At 72.6% G+C, this 17,705-nt stretch carries 14 protein-coding genes; 9 read left to right on the top strand and 5 right to left on the bottom strand.

Going from position 1 to position 17,705, the window contains the following annotated elements; genetic code table 11:
• Positions 1-69: 69 nt before the first annotated feature.
• From ACOZ38_RS31170 to ACOZ38_RS31135, 8 genes are all read left to right on the top strand, one after another.
• A complete protein-coding gene (locus ACOZ38_RS31170; RefSeq protein WP_424534676.1) occupies positions 70-2,595 on the top strand; it encodes a primosomal protein N' in 2,526 nt (841 codons plus the stop codon).
• 50 nt (positions 2,596-2,645) lie between these two features.
• Positions 2,646-4,367: a hypothetical protein gene (locus tag ACOZ38_RS31165; protein WP_424534675.1), complete on the top strand. Its 1,722-nt coding sequence runs from the start codon at positions 2,646-2,648 to the stop codon at positions 4,365-4,367.
• Between the two features lie 63 nt (positions 4,368-4,430).
• Positions 4,431-5,792, top strand: a complete 1,362-nt coding sequence (locus ACOZ38_RS31160) for a hypothetical protein (RefSeq protein ID WP_424534674.1) — start codon at positions 4,431-4,433, stop codon at positions 5,790-5,792.
• A 127-nt stretch (positions 5,793-5,919) separates the two neighbouring features.
• A complete protein-coding gene (gene def, locus ACOZ38_RS31155; protein ID WP_405151789.1) occupies positions 5,920-6,468 on the top strand; it encodes a peptide deformylase in 549 nt (182 codons plus the stop codon).
• 4 nt (positions 6,469-6,472) lie between these two features.
• Positions 6,473-7,423 (top strand): methionyl-tRNA formyltransferase, encoded by a 951-nt coding sequence (fmt, locus tag ACOZ38_RS31150; RefSeq protein ID WP_424534673.1) that lies wholly within the window; start codon positions 6,473-6,475, stop codon positions 7,421-7,423.
• 41 nt (positions 7,424-7,464) lie between these two features.
• Positions 7,465-8,901: an RsmB/NOP family class I SAM-dependent RNA methyltransferase gene (locus ACOZ38_RS31145; RefSeq protein WP_424534672.1), complete on the top strand. Its 1,437-nt coding sequence runs from the start codon at positions 7,465-7,467 to the stop codon at positions 8,899-8,901.
• A gap of 100 nt (positions 8,902-9,001) precedes the next feature.
• Positions 9,002-9,496, top strand: a complete 495-nt coding sequence (locus ACOZ38_RS31140) for a cupin domain-containing protein (RefSeq protein WP_424534671.1) — start codon at positions 9,002-9,004, stop codon at positions 9,494-9,496.
• Positions 9,497-9,618: 122 nt separating this feature from the next.
• A complete protein-coding gene (locus tag ACOZ38_RS31135; protein ID WP_424534670.1) occupies positions 9,619-10,521 on the top strand; it encodes an SDR family oxidoreductase in 903 nt (300 codons plus the stop codon).
• Between the two features lie 57 nt (positions 10,522-10,578).
• Here ACOZ38_RS31135 and ACOZ38_RS31130 read toward each other — a convergent pair whose 3' ends face one another.
• The 5 genes from ACOZ38_RS31130 to ACOZ38_RS31110 form a co-directional block, all read right to left on the bottom strand.
• Entirely contained in the window at positions 10,579-11,796 is a 1,218-nt protein-coding gene (locus ACOZ38_RS31130; protein ID WP_424534669.1) for a family 1 glycosylhydrolase, read from the bottom strand.
• 3 nt (positions 11,797-11,799) lie between these two features.
• Positions 11,800-12,636, bottom strand: coding sequence for a carbohydrate ABC transporter permease (locus ACOZ38_RS31125; protein WP_424534668.1), 837 nt, complete (start codon positions 12,634-12,636; stop codon positions 11,800-11,802).
• A complete protein-coding gene (locus tag ACOZ38_RS31120; RefSeq protein ID WP_424534667.1) occupies positions 12,636-13,562 on the bottom strand; it encodes a carbohydrate ABC transporter permease in 927 nt (308 codons plus the stop codon). Before ACOZ38_RS31120 ends, ACOZ38_RS31125 begins: the two co-directional genes overlap by 1 nt.
• 67 nt (positions 13,563-13,629) lie before the next feature.
• Positions 13,630-14,940, bottom strand: a complete 1,311-nt coding sequence (locus ACOZ38_RS31115; RefSeq protein ID WP_424534666.1) for an ABC transporter substrate-binding protein — start codon at positions 14,938-14,940, stop codon at positions 13,630-13,632.
• Positions 14,941-15,000: 60 nt separating this feature from the next.
• Positions 15,001-16,503: an alpha-N-arabinofuranosidase gene (locus tag ACOZ38_RS31110; RefSeq protein ID WP_424534665.1), complete on the bottom strand. Its 1,503-nt coding sequence runs from the start codon at positions 16,501-16,503 to the stop codon at positions 15,001-15,003.
• Positions 16,504-16,629: 126 nt separating this feature from the next.
• Between ACOZ38_RS31110 and ACOZ38_RS31105 the strand changes: the two genes are divergently transcribed.
• Positions 16,630-17,703 carry a LacI family DNA-binding transcriptional regulator gene (locus ACOZ38_RS31105; RefSeq protein ID WP_424534664.1) on the top strand — a complete coding sequence of 358 codons (1,074 nt, stop codon included), beginning with the start codon at positions 16,630-16,632 and terminating at the stop codon, positions 17,701-17,703.
• The last annotated feature ends 2 nt before the right edge of the window (positions 17,704-17,705 follow it).

Raw genomic sequence — 17,705 nt, 5'->3', positions numbered from 1 at the left:
GCCCGTGGGTGCTTCCACGGGCCGCGATTTGATTCCGGCCTCATCGGCGTCGTCTGGTAGGACCTAAAGGTGACCGAAGCGAGCCGTCCCGACGACGCGGGAGCGTTGCTGCCACTCGCCGCCGTGAACGGCCCCGCCACTCCCGTGAACGGCCCCGCCACTCCCGTGAACGGCCCCGAGACGCCCGCCCACGCGACCTCAGGCCGGCCTCCGGCCTCCCGCGACAGGGCCCCCGCCCCTTCCAGGCAGACGTCCGCCCAGACCGCGCAGGAGCACGCCAAGGGGGCGCTCGTGCCGGCCGAGGCGCTTCCTGTCGCCCGTGTCCTGGTCGACACCCCTCTGCCCCATCTCGACCGGCCGTTCGACTATCTCGTGCCGGAGGCCATGGCGGCCGAGGCGGTGCCGGGCTGCCGGGTGCGCGTCCGCTTCGCCGGCAAGCTCGTCGACGGGTTCCTGCTGGAGCGGGCCGAGAGCAGCGAGCACGAGGGCAAGCTCGCGGGCCTTGAGCGGGTGGTGTCCCCCGAGCCGGTGCTCGCGCCGCGCGTCGCGGCCCTCTGCCGCGCCGTGGCCGACCGCTACGCCGGCACCATGTCCGACGTCCTGCGCCTCGCCGTACCGCCCCGGCACGCCAGGGTGGAGGCCGAGGCCGCCAAGCGAGCGGCCTCGCCCCCCGCCGAGACCGGCGAGCCGGCACGGCCGGCCCCCCCGGCGACCACGGAAGGTACGCCCGGCCCGACCGCCGAAACGGCGGAGCCGGCACGGCCGGCCGCCCCGGCAGCCGAGGAAGGTACGCCTGGGAGGACCGCCGAGGAGGCCGAGCAGGCGCGGCCGGCCACGGTGAGGCGCGAGGGCGAGATCGGTGAGGAGGGCCTGCGGGGCCAGGAGACGGTGGGCCGACAAGAGGCGGTGGGCCAGGAGGCGGTGGGCCTGGGGGGTGTGGTGCCGGAGGTCGGGGCGTGGGGCGGGTATGCCATGGGGGCGTCGTTCCTCACCGCTCTGGCCGAGGGCCGGGCCCCGCGCGCGGTGTGGAACGTTCTCCCCGGCACCGGTGGCGAAGGTCACCCCCCGGAGGGACCCGAGTGGCCGGAGGGCATCGCCCTGGCCGTCCTCGCCACCCTGGAGAGCGGCAGGGGAGCCGTGGCCGTGGTGCCCGACGGCAAGGACGTGGCACTGCTCGACGCCGCCCTGCGCCGCGTCCTCGGGGAGGGCCGGCATGTGGCGCTGACCGCCGACCTCGGCCCCGCCGAGCGTTACCGCAGGTGGCTGCGCGTGCTGAGAGGACAGGTGCGGGTGGCGGCCGGCACCAGGGCGGCGGCGTTCGCCCCTGTGCGCGACCTCGGTCTCGCGGTGATCTGGGACGACGGCGACGACCTGCACGCCGAACGGCTCGCGCCCTATCCGCACGCCCGCGAGGTCCTCGCCCTGCGCGCCCACCAGACCGGGGCGGCCATGCTGATCGCGGGCTACGCCCGTACGGCCGAGGCGACGCAGCTCATCGCGACGGGCTGGGCCAGGCCGATCGGCCCGTCGAGGGAGGAGCTCCGGCGGCGCGCGCCCCGCGTGCGGCCGGCCGGCGACGACACCGACCTCGCCCGGGACGAGGCCGCGCGAGCGGCGCGCCTGCCGAGCGTGGCCTGGGGGGCGCTCAAGCACGGCCTGGCGAGCGGCCCGGTCCTCGTGCAGGTGCCACGCCGCGGCTACCTCCCCGCGCTCGCCTGCCAGAACTGCCGCGCCCCGGCGCGTTGCGCCCAGTCCCCGGCGGCCCAAGCCGAACCGCGAGGCGCTGAGACGGCCGGGGCGGGCGGGCCGTCGTGCGGAGGGCCGCTGGCGTTGCGCGGCGGGCATGCCGCGCCGTACTGCCGGTGGTGCGGCCGCATCGCGGGCACCTGGCGCTGCCAGGCGTGCGGGAGCAACCGCATGAGGGCCGTGGTGGTCGGCGCACGGCGCACGGCCGAGGAGCTCGGGCGCGCCTTCCCGTCGGTCCCGGTCAAGACCTCGGGGCGCGACGGCGTCCTCGCCACGGTGGGCCAGAACCCGGCGCTGGTGGTCGCCACGCCGGGCGCGGAGCCGGTCGCCGAGGGCGGTTACGCGGCGGCGGTCCTGCTGGACGGCTGGGCCCTGCTGGGCCGTCCGGACCTGCGCGCGGCCGAGGAGACCCTGCGCCGCTGGATGAACGCGGCGGCGCTGCTGCGCCCCGCGGCCGAGCTGGTGGTGCTCGCCGACGCGGCCGTCCCCGCCGTGCAGGCGCTGCTGCGCTGGGACCCCGTCACCCACGCCGAGCGGGAGCTGGCCGAGCGGGCCGCGCTGGGGTTCCCCCCGGCCGTCCGCGTGGCCACGCTCACCGGCTCGGCCGCGGGGGTCAGGGAGATGGCGGCCGGCCTCAGGCTGCCCGAGGGCGCGCAGGTTCTCGGCCCCGTCCCCCTCGACGCGCCGAGGCACGCGCCGGGCGAGCCGGAGGAGCGGATCATGATCAGGGTGCCCAGGGGAGCGGGCGGCGCGCTGGCCCGCACGCTCAAGGGAGCGGAGGGCGTGAGGTCCGCGCGTAAGGCTCCCGACCTGGTCCGGGTGTGTATGGATCCGATCGATCTGATCTGACCCCAGGTCGCCGATTCGCGGTGCTGAAAGTAAGCCGTTAGTTTCTCCCTGTGTCGATCGAATGGGTGAACGGGGCCATCGAGGAGATCCGGGCGTGGGGGCGCTCGAAGGATGTCGCGGTGGACGTCGACGAGGTGCGGCTCCTGTGCGACTACGCCAGCGACTACCTGGATGTGAGCGAGCTCTCCGACTTCACGCCCGGCACGTTCGAGCACCTGCTGCTCGACATCTACCCGCGCAAGGTCATCGCCCCGCCCGAGAGCGCGGCCGAGACCGTCGCGGCGGCGCGCACGCTCGTCGACTTCCTGCTCGACAGCGGTGAGATCGGCGCCAAGATGGCCACTCGCATGCGCGCCAAGATCGACGAGATCGCGCCCGAGATGCCGGCGGCACTGGCCGACACCTCCAAGTTCGGCATGGCCAAGAGCATCTTCGGCGCGATGGGCGCCGACGGCGAGGCGCTCGGCACCGGGCCGCCCCCCGGCCCCGGCGACGACATGATGGGGCCGCCCTCGCAGCACCTTCGGGGCGTCACCGCCGACGAGGAGGGGTGCGAGTGCCCCGGCTGCTCGCCGCTCCCGCCCGTACGGCTGCCGCCGCCCGAGGAGGTCGCGCGGGCGGCCCGCGAGACCGGCCTGCTCCAGGACGCCCACCGCGTGGTGGCCTGGATGGTGGAGGGCGGTCACACGCCCACGGTCAAGGGCTCACTGCGCGTCAGGGACGCCGCGCGCCTCACCCGTGAGCTCGGCGTCGCCGCCCCGGCCCTCGCCTTCGAGCTGGCGGTCGCCATCGAGCTGGTGGAGGTCTCCCGCGCGGCGGTGAGGCCGGCTCCCGGCTTCCGGCCGCCGGCGTCCCGCGACGACGGCGAGGTGCTGGAGCTCTGGGCGGGCACGGTGGCGTTCCTCGCCGGAGGCCCGGCGGCGGACGTCACCGGCTCCGTCCAGCTCGACCGCGAGCTCTACGCCGTCCACGAGCTGCTCTACCGGCTGCGGGCGCCCATGGCCGTCCTCGCGGTCCGCGAGCACCTCGACGAGACCTGGGCGGACGACCGTCCCGGCGGTGACGACCCCCGCGAGCTGGACTCGGCGCTCGACGTCCTCGGCCACTGCGGCACCGTCGAGCGCCTGGGGGAGGTCGTCCGGCTGACCCCGCACGGCCTGTGGGGGCTGCGCGAGATGTATTCCCGCATGGGCCTGGTGGCGCCCGTCGCGTCCGACCCCGCGCACGGCGACGCCGAGGGCCTGGTGGCGGGGCTGCTGGCGGGCGTGTCGGCCGAGCAGGCCGAGCGGGACATCGACGGGTGGCTGGAGCGCCGCTCCCCGGCGGAGGCGGCGCTGGAGCTGCTCACCGCCGTGCGGGGGGCGACGGCGGTGGCGCGGGGGGTGGCCGTCACGATCGTCGACGGGCTCGGGCCCGAGGCGGCCCCGGCCGTACGGCCGTTCCTGGACGACCCGGAGCTGCGCCCGCACGTCGTCCACTGGCTGGCGTCCCACGGGCTCAGCGCGCCCGCCCTGACCCCCGAGGAGGTCCTGTGGGTCAGCGTCGACATGCTCGCCCTGGCGATGCCCGGCGCCGAGGACGACCCTGAGGAGTTCGCCGAGAACCTCGCGGTCGCGGGGCCTCCGGCCCACGTCATCGAGGAGATGTGGCGGGTCGAGCACCCCGACGTCGCCGAGGTGCTCGACCTCCTCGGCCGCCACCTGCCCGATCGCAACCTCGCCAAGGCCGCGCGCAAGGCGGCGTTCAAGGCGCGCTCCCGTGGCATTCACTGAGCGGTCTTGGTCAACGTCCGCAGTCCGTCATCGGCTGTGGCTGGTGTGGAGTAAGTTGCCTGAATGGCCAACAGCGGGAACGGCGGCATCTTCGATCTTGGAGAGCTGCGCAACCTCATCGACGAGCTGGGAAGCGTGTCCGGCGAGGAGCGTGAGGCGCTGCTCGCCGAGATGGCGGGCGGCGACGAAGACTGCGACTGCGGCGAGTGCGAGAGCGAGGTGCTGAGCTTCCCGCCGGTCGAGATCGCCTCCTCGGCCGAGCTGGCCGAGGCGGTCCTCTCGGTGCCGCTCGTGAGGGACGCCCGGCTGCTCGCCGCGTGGACCGGCACCCGCGAGGTGACCGGCGAGGGGCTGCTCCTCGCCGCCGACGCGCGCGACGCCGCCGCCGAGCTGCGCGTCGGCGACGACCGGCTGCGCCTGGTCTGGATCGTGGCCGTCAACGCCGGCCTGCTGCGCATCGTCCGCACGAGCGTCTCGCCCGGGCCCGGGCTGCCCCCCGACCTCATGGAGTTCTGGGACGGCGTGGTCATGGACGTGCTCGACCGCACCGACGAGGGGCTGACCGGTTCGGCGGTGGCCGACGAGCACCTCACCGAGATGCTCGCCACGATCTACGCCACCACCGACGGCATCACCTACGCCGCCCTGGTCGAAGGCATGCTCCAGGCCCACGAGATCGGCTGCGAGGCCCGCGGCCCCGAGATGCGGCGGCTGCGCGAGAGCCTTCCCGCCGAGCTCGACGTGGCCCTCGACCTCCTTGAGTACTGCGGGCTCTTCGAGCGCGGGGCCGACAGCGTCCGCCTGACCCCGCTCGGCGTGTGGGCCGTCCGCCAAGATCTGCTGCGCGAGGGCCATGACGCCCCGCTGCTTTCCGAGATCGCGGGGTTCGCCGAGCTCAGCGCCGCCGAGCTGGTCGACGCGATGCTCTCGGGCGAGGCTCCGTCGAGCGCCCCGATGCTGTGGGTCGAGCGCCGCGTTCCCGAGGACGCCGCACGCGAGCTGATCAAGGTCGCGGCGTCCGGCACCGCGGGGCAGCGCGGCGTGATCGGCACGGTCCTTGAGGAGATGGGGCCGGAGGCCGAGCCCGCGATGCGCGAGGCGCTGGCCGAGCCCTCGATGTGGCGGCACGCGGCGGTCTGGCTCGGCGTGCGCGATCTGGACGCCCCCGCCCTCACCGAGGACGACGGCACCTGGCTCGCCGTCGACACCCTGGCGACGCTGCTGCACATCCCCGACGCCCACGAGGCGATGGGCGAGTTCGAGGCGCTGGAGGCCGGAGAAGAGCTGCTGCGCCTCGTGGAGGACATCAGCCGCAGCGGCCACCCCGACGCCATCGCCGTCCTCGACCTGCTCGGCGCCCACCACCCGGAGGCCACGGTGGCCAAGGCCTCGCGCAAGGCGGCCATGAAGGCGCGGTCCCGCTGATCACGGGCGGGCCCCGGTGTGCCATGCGGGCCCGCCCCGGGCGCGTCGGCGTGCACCACAAACGTCGCGTTCCCGGCGAGCCATAAACTAGAGGCACCTTCAATTCGTGATGTGAACGGAGTCGTCCGTGGCAATTCAGTCGATCCGCCTGTTCGGCGATCCGGTGCTGCGCACCCCCGCGGAGCCGGTCAAGGATTTCGACAAGGAGCTGCGCAAGCTCGTCAAGGACCTCACCGACACCATGATGGACGCGCCGGGGGCCGGGCTCGCCGCGCCGCAGATCGGCGTGGGCCTGCGCGTCTTCACCTACTACGTCGATGACACGCTGGGTCATCTGATCAACCCCACCCTCGACCTGTCGGAGGAGAAGGACGAGGAGGGCGAGGAGGGCTGCCTGTCCTTCCCGGGCCTCGCCTTCCCGACGCCGCGCGCCATCCGCGCGGTGGCCAAGGGGGTCGACATGCACGGTGAGCCGGTCACGATCGAGGGCACCGACCTGCTGGCCCGGTGCGTGCAGCACGAGACCGACCACCTCGACGGCGTGCTGTTCATCGACCGCATGGACCCCAAGCAGCGCAAGCTGGCGATGAAGGCGATCCGCGAGGCCGAGTGGAGCGGCCTCGCCGCCCCCGCGGTCAAGTTCTCGCCGCACGCCACTCAAGGGAAGGCCCTCTAGCACCGTGCGCCTCGTCTTCGCCGGAACCCCGGAAACCGCCCTGCCGTCGCTCCGGGCGCTGCTCGCCTCGCCCCGGCACGAGGTGGTGGCCGTGGTGACCCGGCCCGACTCCCAGTCCGGGCGGGGCCGCAAGGTCCACTCCAGCCCGGTGGCGGAGCTGGCCGAGTCCGCCGGCGTCGAGGTGCTCAGGCCGGCCAAGGCGGGAGCCCCGGAGTTCCTCGCCAGGCTCAAGGAGATCGAGCCCGACTGCTGCCCGGTGGTGGCGTACGGCGCGCTGCTGCCGCAGTCGGCGCTCGACATCCCGCGCTTCGGCTGGATCAACCTGCACTTCTCGCTGCTGCCCGCGTGGCGGGGCGCCGCTCCGGTGCAGCACGCCGTCCTGCACGGCGACCCGATCACCGGGGCGGCGACGTTCCAGATCGTCAAGGAGCTCGACGCGGGGCCGGTCTACGGCGTCGTGACCGAGGAGATCCGGCCGACCGACACCAGCGGCGAGCTGCTGGCCCGTCTCGCAGAGTCGGGCGCCGGGCTGCTCGCGGCCACGCTCGACGGCGTGCAGGACGGCACGCTGGAAGCCCGCCCGCAGCTCTCCGACGGCATCAGCTACGCCCCCAAGATCGACGTGATGGACGCGCGGGTCGACTGGACGGCCCCCGCGATGCGCGTCGACCGTCTGGTCCGCGCGTGCACGCCCGCTCCGGGCGCCTGGGCCGAGTTCCGGGGCCAGCGGCTCAAGCTCGGTCCCGTACAGCCCGCGCCCGACGCTCCCGCGCTGGTTCCCGGCGTGGGCGAGCTGTCCCCTGGCGAGATCGCGGTCGCCAAGAACACCGTCCTGGTGGGCACCGCGAGCCACCCGGTGCTGCTCGGCGAGGTCCAGCCGCAGGGCAAGCGCCAGATGACCGCCGGCGAGTGGGCACGCGGTGTCCGGCTCGCGGCGGGCGACCGGCTCGACTGATCCCCGGCCATGGGGAGACGCGACGCGGGTGAGGACCGGGCATGCCGGTCAGACGTGACTACGGGGGAAATGTGACGCCGGGGGACAGACAGGCGGGCCGGTCGAAGAACGGGGGCCGCGCTCACGGGAAGCGGCCGAAGCCGGTGCGCGACGAGGCGCGCAACGTCGCCTACGACCTCCTGCGGGCCGTCGACGAGCGCGACGCCTACGCCAACCTGCTGATGCCCACCCTGCTGCGCGAGCGCCGTCTGGCCGGGCGGGACGCCGCGCTGGCGACCGAGCTGGCGTACGGCACCCTGCGCGGCCTCGGCACCTACGACGAGATCATCGCCGCGTGCAGCGACCGGCCGCCGGAGGAGATCGACCCGCCGCTGCTCGACGCCATCCGCATCGGCGTGCACCAGCTCCTGAAGACGCGGGTGCCCCCGCACGCCGCCGTCAGCGCGACCGTCGACCTCGTACGGCTGCGCATCGGCGTGGGCGCCTCCAAGTTCGCCAACGCGATCCTGCGCAAGGTCGCCACCAGGGACTTCCAGCAGTGGCTGCCCATCGTGGCCCCGAGCGCCGAGGACGACCCGATCGGCCACCTCGCCGTCTCCCACAGCCACCCCCGGTGGATCACCTCGGCCCTGCGCGACGCCGTGGGCGGCGACGCCGAGGAGACCGCCGCGCTGCTCGCCGCCGACAACGAGCGTCCGGGGGTCACCCTGGTCGCCTGGCCTGGCCGCAGCACGGTGGGCGAGCTGGTCGACGCGGGCGCCGTCCCCGCGCGCTACTCGCCGTACGCCGCCTACCTGCCCGACGGCGACCCGGCCTCGATCGAAGCGGTCGGTCAGGGCCGCGCGGCCGTACAGGACGAGGCCAGCCAGCTGGTGGCCCTGGCGCTCACCCGGGTGCCGGTGGAGGGGTCCGACCGCCTGTGGCTCGACATGTGCGCGGGCCCCGGCGGCAAGGCGGGGCTGCTCGACGCGCTCGCGATCAAGGACGACCGCCACCTGCTGGCCTCCGACCAGCGGTTCCACCGCGCCCGGCTGGTCTGGAAGGCCACGCGCAGGGCCGGGGTCATCACCGCCGACGGCACCGAGCCCGCCTGGCGTCCCTCGGCGTTCGACCGGGTGCTGGTGGACGCGCCGTGCACGGGCCTCGGCGCGCTTCGCCGGCGTCCCGAGGCGCGCTGGCGACGTTCCCCCGAGAGCGTGCCAGAGCTGGCCGCGCTCCAGCGCCGCCTGCTCGGCTCGGCCCTGGACGCCGTACGTCCCGGCGGGGTCGTGGCCTACGTCACCTGCTCGCCGCACCTGGCCGAGACCCGGGCCGTGGTCGGCGACGTGGCGAAGCGCCGCGGCGACGTGGCGGTCCTCGACGCCCCCGCGTTCCTGGAGGAGGTCGACCACCTCGGCGACGGGCCGTACGCCCAGTTCTGGCCGCACCGGCACGGCACCGACGCGATGTTCCTCGCCCTGCTCCGCAGGCAGGCCTGACCCCGGCGCCCAGAGCTCACGGGCCCGATCACGCGGGCGGCGCTCCGGCCTTGACCGCGCGCATAGGGTGATCGTTGTCACCGGAAGAAGGGCTGCGAGTATGTCGTATCCAGACCCGCGCTATTTCGCGGAGCAGGGCGAGGTCAGCGCGAGGTACCGGCCGGCGCGGCAGGAGGCCGAGCTGACCATGGGTCAGGGCGGTACGGTGGTCAGTTACCTGGCCACCGGCGCGACGACGAACGGCCAGTACGGCCTGTACCGCTGGGACATGGGCCCGAAGCCCAGCGGGCCGAGCGCCCACTTCCACCGCACGATTTCGGAGTCGTTCTACGTCCTGTCCGGGACGATGCGCCTCTACAACGGCGACAAGTGGATCGAGGCGACCCCGGGCGACTTCCTGCACGTGCCGGAGGGCGGCATCCACGCGTTCCGCAACGAGTCGGGCGAGCCCGCGTCGATGCTCCTGCACTTCGCCCCGGGCGCGCCGCGTGAGGCCTACTTCGAGGAACTCGCCGAGATCGCCACCACCGGCCGCCAGCTCAGCCCCGAAGAGTGGACCGAGCTCTACCTCCGCCACGACCAGTACATGGTCTGACCCGGTCCCTCCCCGGCTATTCGTGAACGGTCCGGGAGCCCGGTCGTGCGAGGTGGGCTGCCTGTTCGTCGTTTGTCGGTGTCGCGTTAGATAATGAACAGTCATTTACTAATGGAGGCACGATGGATCAGCCGTTGAAGGGCAAGGTCGCGGTGGTGGCGGGGGCCACGCGGGGAGCGGGGCGGGGGATCGCGGTGCAGCTCGGCGCGGCCGGCGCGACCGTGTACGCGACCGGGCGCACCACGCGGGCGGGCAGGTCGCCGATGGACCGGCCGGAGACCATCGAGGAGACCGCCGGGCTGGTCACCGCGGCGGGCGGCACCGGCATCGCCGTCCAGGTCGACCACCTGGACCCCGCGCAGGTGGAGGCGCTCGCCAGGCGGGTCGCGAAGGAGCAGGACGGGCGGCTGGACGTGCTCGTCAACGACATCTGGGGCGGTGACCCGCTCACCCGGTGGGGCGTGCCCTTCTACGAGCACTCGCTCCAGGACGGGCTGCGCCTGCACGAGACCGCCGTGCACACCCACATCATCACCAGCTGGCACCTGGTGCCGCTGATGGTCGCCCGGGGCGGCGGGCTCGTCGTCGAGATCACCGACGGCGACTCCTACGACTACCGGGGCTCGTTCTTCTACGACCTCGCAAAGGTGTCGGTGATGCGCCTGGCGGTCGCGCAGGCCGATGAGCTCGGTGCTCGCGGGATCACCGCGCTGTCGCTCACTCCCGGATTCCTGCGGTCGGAGGCGATGCTCGACCACTTCGGGGTGACCGAGGACGACTGGCGGGCCGGCACGGCCAAGGATCCGCACTTCATCGCCTCGGAGACCCCGGTGTACGTCGGCAGGGCCGTGGCAGCGCTCGCCGCCGATCCGGACGTGGCGCGCTGGTCGGGCCAGGCGCTGTCGTCGTGGCGGCTGGCGAAGGAGTACGGCTTTCGCGACGCCGACGGCACCCGGCCCGACTGGGGGCGCTATATGGAGGAGGTCGTCCTCGGCGGGCAGGACCCCGGCGACGGCCGCCGCTAGAAGCACGCGGAAGCCGCTGGACCCTGACGGCCCGTGACGCCGCCGGGAGCCCGCGGGTCAGCCGCCCGCGGCCTCCCCGGTGAGGCGCCTGAACTCCTCGACGGCGGCGGTCGGCACCCGGCGCAGGACCCCCGCGCCGTCGGCCGAGAGATCGTAGAGCCCCATCTGCACGAGCCAGTGCTCGACGGGCTCGGTGCTCTCCCGGTACAGCCAGTCGACCAGGGCGAACAGGGGCCACCAGGTGTAGCCGACGACGGGCAGTCCCTCGTCTCGCAGGCGGTGGACGAGGGCCACGCTGTCCCGGAGCCACTCCACCCGCTCGCCGGCCGTGCCCGCCCTGCTCGTCTCGGTCACGAACAGGGGACGGCCGTACCGCTCGCCGAACTCGCGCAGCAGCTCGGAGAGCCCGTCGGCGCCCGCCTCGACCGGGACGGGCTCGGCGGACCCCGGCTCGAAGCGCGAGGTGGTGAAGGCCGGGTAGTAGTTGACGCCGACCACGTCGGGGGTGACGGCGGCCTGCCTCAGCTCGGCGAGCTCCGCGTCGGCCACGCCGTGCCGGCGCAGGTACCCGTAGAGCGGGTGCCCCTCGTCCACGGCCCCGGTGACCAGATCCATGATCAGGTACCTGCGCTCGCGCATCAGCTCGACGTCGAAGGGGAACCGGTCGCCCGCGTACCGGAAGCTCGCCTCGACGTGGACGAAGGACGCCTCCGGCTGGACGGCGGCTATGGCGCGCTGGGTGGCGGTGATCCCGCGCACGATGGCCAGGGCCAGCTTCACGAACCCGTCGTCCCCGGTCAGGTGGGGTGGCCAGGTGCCCTTCTCGCCGCAGTAGACCGCGTTGATCGTCGGCTCGTTGAGCGGGGTCCACACGTGAAGGCGGTCCCGGTACCGCTCGGCGACCCGGGCGGCGTACTCGGCCACGCGGGCCGGGTAGCCCGCGTTCAGGAACTGGTTGTCGAGCCAGGTCGGCGTGCCGTAGTGCATCAGGTCGACCACGCACGTGAGGTCCAGCTCGCAGAGGCGGTCGACGACCCGGTCGAGCCAGTCCCAGCGGAACCGGCCCGGCTCGGGTTCGACCCGATACCAGGGGATGCCCCAGCGGATCATCTCCGCGCCCGTGGCGGCGGCGAGGCCGAGGTCCTCGTGCCACAGGTGGTAGTGCTGGGTCAGCTCGTACTCGTCCAGCCCGCGCCTGCCCGGATACTCCTGGGGGACGAACGTGTCCTCGATCCCCACGGCGAACCGCAGCCGCCCGTCCTCGTACCACCGCATCGTCTATCGGATTCCTGTCGTCGCCATGCCGGCCACGAACCGGCGCTGGATGATGATGAAGAAGATGACCACGGGCAGCAGTGTCATGACGGAGGCGGCCATCAGCGGGCCGTACTCCACGACGTGCTGCCCCATGAAGAGGGCGAGCCCCGCGGGAAGGGTCTGTCGCGCGCTGTCCTGGCTGATGATCAGAGGCCACAGCAGGTCGTTCCAGTTGTACATGAAGTGGAACAGGCCGAGGGTCAGCAGGGCGGGAAGGGCGAGCGGCATCACGATCCGGTAGTAGATGCGGAACTCCGAGGCGCCGTCCACCCGCGCCGCGTCCTCCAGGTCCCGGGGGATCGACAGCAGGAACTGGCGCAGGAAGAAGATGCCGAAGGCGTTGGTGAGCCGGGGCACGATGAGGCCCTGGAAGGTGTTGATCCACCCGAGGCCGGCCAGCAGGTCGTACAGCGGGATGAGGGTCACCTGGAACGGCACCATGAGGAGCACCAGGATCAGCACGAAGACCACGGACTTGCCGCGGAAGCGCAGCCGGGCGAGCGCGTAGCCGGTCATCGAGTCGAGCAGGAGCGAGGAGACGGTGACCGCGGTCGCGAACAGCACGGTGTTGAGGAAGAGCCTGGTGAAGGGAAGCCGTTCCCACACCCCGCTGTAGTTCTCCAGGGTCAGGTGCTCGGGGAGGAGCCTCGGCGGGAAGGCCACGATCTCCGACTCGGGCTTGAGGGAGGTGGCGACCATCCATACCAGCGGAAACAGGAAGGCCAGGGCGATCGCCAGTCCGGTCGCCGTCGTCAGGATGCGCCAGGTCAGGCGCAGCCCGCGGTTGTCCGCCGACATCAGTACCTCACCGTCCGCTTCCTGAAGTACGCGAGCTGGAACATGCTCAGCACGAAGATCAGCAGGACCAGCGCCCATGAGACGGCGGCGGCGTAGCCGAACTGGAACTCCTTGAACCCGACCCGGTAGGTCATCATCACCAGCGTCTCGGTCTTGAAGAACGGGCCGCCGTGGGTCATGACGAAGATCTGGTCGAAGGCCTGCAGCGTGGCGATGGCCGCCAGGATCACGATGAGCATGGTCTGGTTGGCCAGCAGGGGCCAGGTGATCCGCCGGAACCTCGGCCACGCGCCCGCGCCGTCCACGCGGGCCGCCTCGTACAGCGCCGTCGGGATCGACTGGAGCCCTGCGAGGTACATCACCATGTAGAAGCCGACGTTCTTCCACACGCCGACGAACATCACGGCGGGCATGGCCAGCGAGGGATCGCGGAGCCAGCCCTGCTCGGAGACGATGCCGATCTTCGACAGCCAGTGGCTGAGCAGCCCGATGTTGGGGTCGAGCATGAAGCTCCAGGCGATGGCCACCACGGCGAGGGAGATGACGACCGGGACGAACACCGCCGTGCGCACGAACCCGCGCAGCGCCATCGACCGGTTCAGCAGCAGCGCGAGAGCGAGCGCCAGCCCCACCGACACCGGCGTGGTCACGGCCGCGTAGTACAGCGTGTTGACCAGCGCGTTCCCGAACGCCGGATCGGACACGAGCTTCTGGTAGTTGCCGAGCCCGATCCACCGCGCGGGGGCGAAGACCTCGTAGTCGGTGAACGACAGGTAGAGCGCCTGCGCCATCGGCCAGACCACGAAGGCGCCCAGCACCACCAGCGTGGGGAGCATGAACAGCCACGCGGCCCTGGCCTGCCGCAGGCTGGAGGTGCCGGGCCCTTTCGCGGGGGCACGCGCGGCGGTTCGTACGGGGGTCGTCACGGTCGCCTCTTCCCTTCCACCGGGCCGCAGGCCTCACGACGGAGCGCGGACCGGGCCCGTCTGCGTCTTACTGGGCGCTGTCCAGCACGGCCTGGATCTCCTTGCCGGCCTGGCCGAACAGCGTGCCGACGTCGCCCTTGCCGTTCAGCGCGCGCTGCAGCGCCGGCTCGAAGATCGTCTCGTTGACCTTCTGGAACTCCTGGACCCCGGCCAGGTAGAAACGCGACTTGTCGGCGTCCTGGCCGAACAGGGCCGAGTAGGGGTTCTCCCGCAAGTCGGACGCGGTCAGGTCGGTCCTGTTGGGCGGGAAGCCCGACTCGACAGACCAGTACTTCTGCGACTCCTTGCTGTTCCAGTAGGTGAAGAAGTCCTTGGCGGCCTGCTTTTTGCCGCCGGTCGCGCGGGCGTTCAGCGTGAAGGCCACGCTGGTGCCGAGCGTCACGTCCGCCTTCGGCCCCGCGGCCGGCATGGCGATGCCGAAGTCGATGCCGGCGTCCTTGAAACCCGTCGTCATCCACGGCCCGACGATCTCCATCGCGGCCTTCCTGCTCTGGAACAGCTTGTCGGCGTCGGCGCCCGCCTGCCCCACCGGCGAGATCTTGTCCTTGGTCACGAGGTCGATCCAGTGCCGGGCGGCCTCGATCGTGGCCGGATCGCCCAGGGTCGCGGTGCGCCCGTCCTCGGAGACGAGGCCGCCGCCGTTCTGCCAGAGGAGGATGGGCCACATCGCGATCGTCGCGTGGTCGGCGATGGACAGGCCGTACTGCTCGGGCTTGCCATCCCCGTCGGTGTCCTTGGTGAGCTTCTTGGCGTAGTCTCCGAACTCCTTCCAGGTCGCCGGGGGCTTCTCCGGGTCCAGCCCGGCCTCGCGGAACATGTCCTTGTTCCAGTAGAGCTTCAGGGTGGTGAAGTTCATCGGGACGCCGTACTTCTTGCCCTTGAACGCGGTGGCGTCGACCGCCGAGCGCACCATGACCTCCGGGTCGACGCCCCCCGCGCCGTAGAAGTCGTCCAGCGGCTGGAAGACGTTCCGCGCGGCGTACTGCGGGATCTGGGCGGTGTCCATCGCGGCGATGTCGGGCCCGGTGCCCGAGCCGAGGCTGGGCAGGAGCTTGTCGAAGAACACGTCCCAGGGCATGATCTCCATCTCGATCTTGACCTTGTCCTGGGACGCGTTGTACTTGGACACGATGCCCTCGACGGCCGCCCGGTCGGGGCCGGTGAAGCCGTTCCAGAACTTCAGGGTCACCGGGCCGGCGCCGTCACCGGTACCACCGGCGTCGCCGGCTCCCGTCGCTCCCTGCCCGGCGCAGGCCGCCGATGCCAGGGCGAGCGCGGCGATCATCGGGGCGATCCGCATGGGTCTGCGCGTTCTCATGGGTTTACCTCTTCCTCACTGGCTGATCCCCGACTGTTCCGATCCCTCGCCCGGGTACGGCTACGCCGGGGCGAGCCGTACGACGTTGAACGAGACCGGCGGGAGCACCGCCGTGAGGCGGTCCCCGGCGACCTTGACGCCCTCCGCCCGGCGCGGGACGACCCGGCCGGGCTCCTGGGGAGTGTTGCGCGCGCCCGCGTCGTCGTCGGCGATGACGATGTGCTCGGCGCTCTCGAAGGCGGGCAGCCCGCGGAGGCTCGTCTCAAGGGGGAGGGGCCGCTCGCTCCTGTTCACCGCGAAGACGGTCAGGCTACCGCTGTCGTCGTCATGGGTCACCGCGCTGACCAGGGCGGGAACCTCGCCATACCGCTCGGTCGCGAACGCCGGGGACGTGGCGGCCACGCGCAGCACCCGGCCTCGCGCGTGGGCGGCGGTGAGCGCGAACGGGTGGAAGATCGTCTGGCGCCAGGACGGCCCGCCGGGCTCGGTGCGGATGGGGGCGATGACGTTGGCGAGCTGCGCCTGGCACGCGATGCCGACCCGGTCGGCGTGGTTGAGCAGGGTGATCAGCAGGCTGCCCACGACCACTGCCGCGGTCACGTCGTAGTCCTCCTCGATGATGCGCGGGGCCTCCGCCCAATCGAGGGCGGCCTCGCCGCCGAACAGGCTCTGCGACCAGACGTTCCACTCGTCGAAGGAGACCTTCAGCCGCCTGCGGCTGCCGAGCCTCGCGGCGACGTGGTCGGCGGTCGCCACGATCGCGTCGATGTGGGCGTCCATGTCGACGGCCGAGGCGAGGAAGCTCGCCCGGTCACCGGCCGCGGGGTCGTAGTAGGCGTGCGCCGAGATGTAGTCGACGTGCTCGTAGCAGTGCTCCAGCACGTTCGCCTCCCAGGAGGCGAACGTCGGCATCGCGCTGCTGGAGCTGCCGCAGGCCACCAGCTCCACACGGGGATCGACCCGTCGCATCGCCTTGGCGGTCTCGGCGGCCAGCCGGCCGTACTCCAGCGCCGTCTTGCCGCCGATCTGCCACGGGCCGTCCATCTCGTTGCCGAGGCACCAGAGGCGGATGTCGTACGGCTCGCGCGCCCCGTGCCGGGCGCGGAGGTCGGACCAGCGGGTGCCGCCTGGGTGGTTGGCGTACTCCAGCAGGTCGCACGCCTCGCGGACGCCGCGGGTGCCGAGGTTCACCGCCATCATCGGCTCGGCGGAGACCTCCTTGCGCCAGGACATGAACTCGCCCAGGCCGAAGGCGTTGGTCTCGATCTGGCGCCAGGCGAGGTCGAGGCGGGTGGGCCGCTCGCCGGCGGGGCCGGTGCCGTCCTCCCAGTTGTAGTTGGAGACGAAGTTGCCGCCGGGGTAGCGGACGACCGACACGCCCATCTCCCGCGCCAGGCCGATCACGTCGCGGCGCAGGCCCGTCTCATCGGCATCCGGGTGCCCCGGCTCGTACACGCCCGTGTAGACCGACCGCCCCATGTGCTCGACGAACGATCCGAAAAGGCGCCGCTCCACCGGCCCGACGTCGAAGGCCGGGTCAAGGGTGAGCTTGGCGGATTCCACGAGCGGTCCTCCTCTGGGTTTCGTGCGGGTTACGAGATATACATCGTTGTATACAACGTTGTAAAGAGTGCAAGCCTTACACTTCAGGCGGGTCAAACGAGAGTCAAGCGGGATGAAGGGCTGGGCATGGAGGACTCGACGCGGTCGACACCGGAGCCGGACGACCGGCGCCGGGTCGTGCTGAAGGACGTGGCGCGGCTGGCGGGTGTCTCGGTGAAGACGGTGTCGAACGTCGTCAACGGCTACGTGCACGTCACGCCGGCCATGCGCGCCCGGGTGGAGGCCGCCGTCAAGGAGCTCAACTACCGGCCCAACCTGTCCGCGCGCAACCTCCGCGCGGGGCGCTCGGGGATCATCGCCCTGGCCGTGCCCGAGCTGGACATCCCCTACTTCGCCGAGCTCGCCCGGCTGGTCGTCGCCGCCGCCGAGGAGCGCTCGCTGACCGTGCTCGTCGACCAGACCGGCGGGGTCAGGAGGCGCGAGCAGCTCGTCGCCGAGGGCATCCGGGCCCACCTGATCGACGGCCTGATCTTCAGCCCTCTGGCGCTCACCGCCGACGACCTCGGCGCGCGTACCGACGACACGCCCATGGTGCTCCTCGGCGAGCGCATCCACCACGGCCCCGCCGACCACGTGGTGGTGCGCAACGTGGAGGCCGCCAGGGAGGCTACGCTGCACCTCGCCGCCATCGGCCGGCGCCGCATCGCGGCGATAGGCGCGCAGGACGGCGCCGCGGGCGAGACGGCCCGCCTGCGCCTGGCCGGATACCGCCAGGCGCTGGCCGAGGCCGGTCTCCCGGTCGAGGAGAGCCTCGTCGTGCCCGTCGGCGCCTACCACCGCGCCGACGGAGCCCGCGCGATGGCCCGCCTGCTGGACTCCGGCGACCCGCCCGACGCGGTCTTCTGCTTCAACGACCTGCTCGCCCTCGGCGCCCTGCGCACGCTGCTGGAGCGGGGCCACGCCGTGCCCGGCGAGGTGGCCGTGGCGGGCTTCGACGACATCGAGGACGGGCGCTACGCGACGCCCACTCTCACCACCGTGGCCCCGGACAAGGAGGCGATCGCCCGCGAGGCCGTCGCCCTGCTCGCCGAGCGCATGGCCGGCGGCAACGGGTCGGCCGCCCGCGAGATCCACGTGCCCCACCGCCTGGTCATCCGGGAGAGCACCACCGGAGGGCGTGACCGGGCGCCGACGTCCTAGAC

Origin of the sequence: Sphaerisporangium viridialbum, assembly GCF_049674955.1 — a bacterium.
Lineage (GTDB): Bacteria > Actinomycetota > Actinomycetes > Streptosporangiales > Streptosporangiaceae > Sphaerisporangium > Sphaerisporangium viridialbum.
The sequence above is the reverse complement of the archived record's forward strand: the minus strand, read 5'-3'. Positions and strand labels throughout refer to the sequence as shown.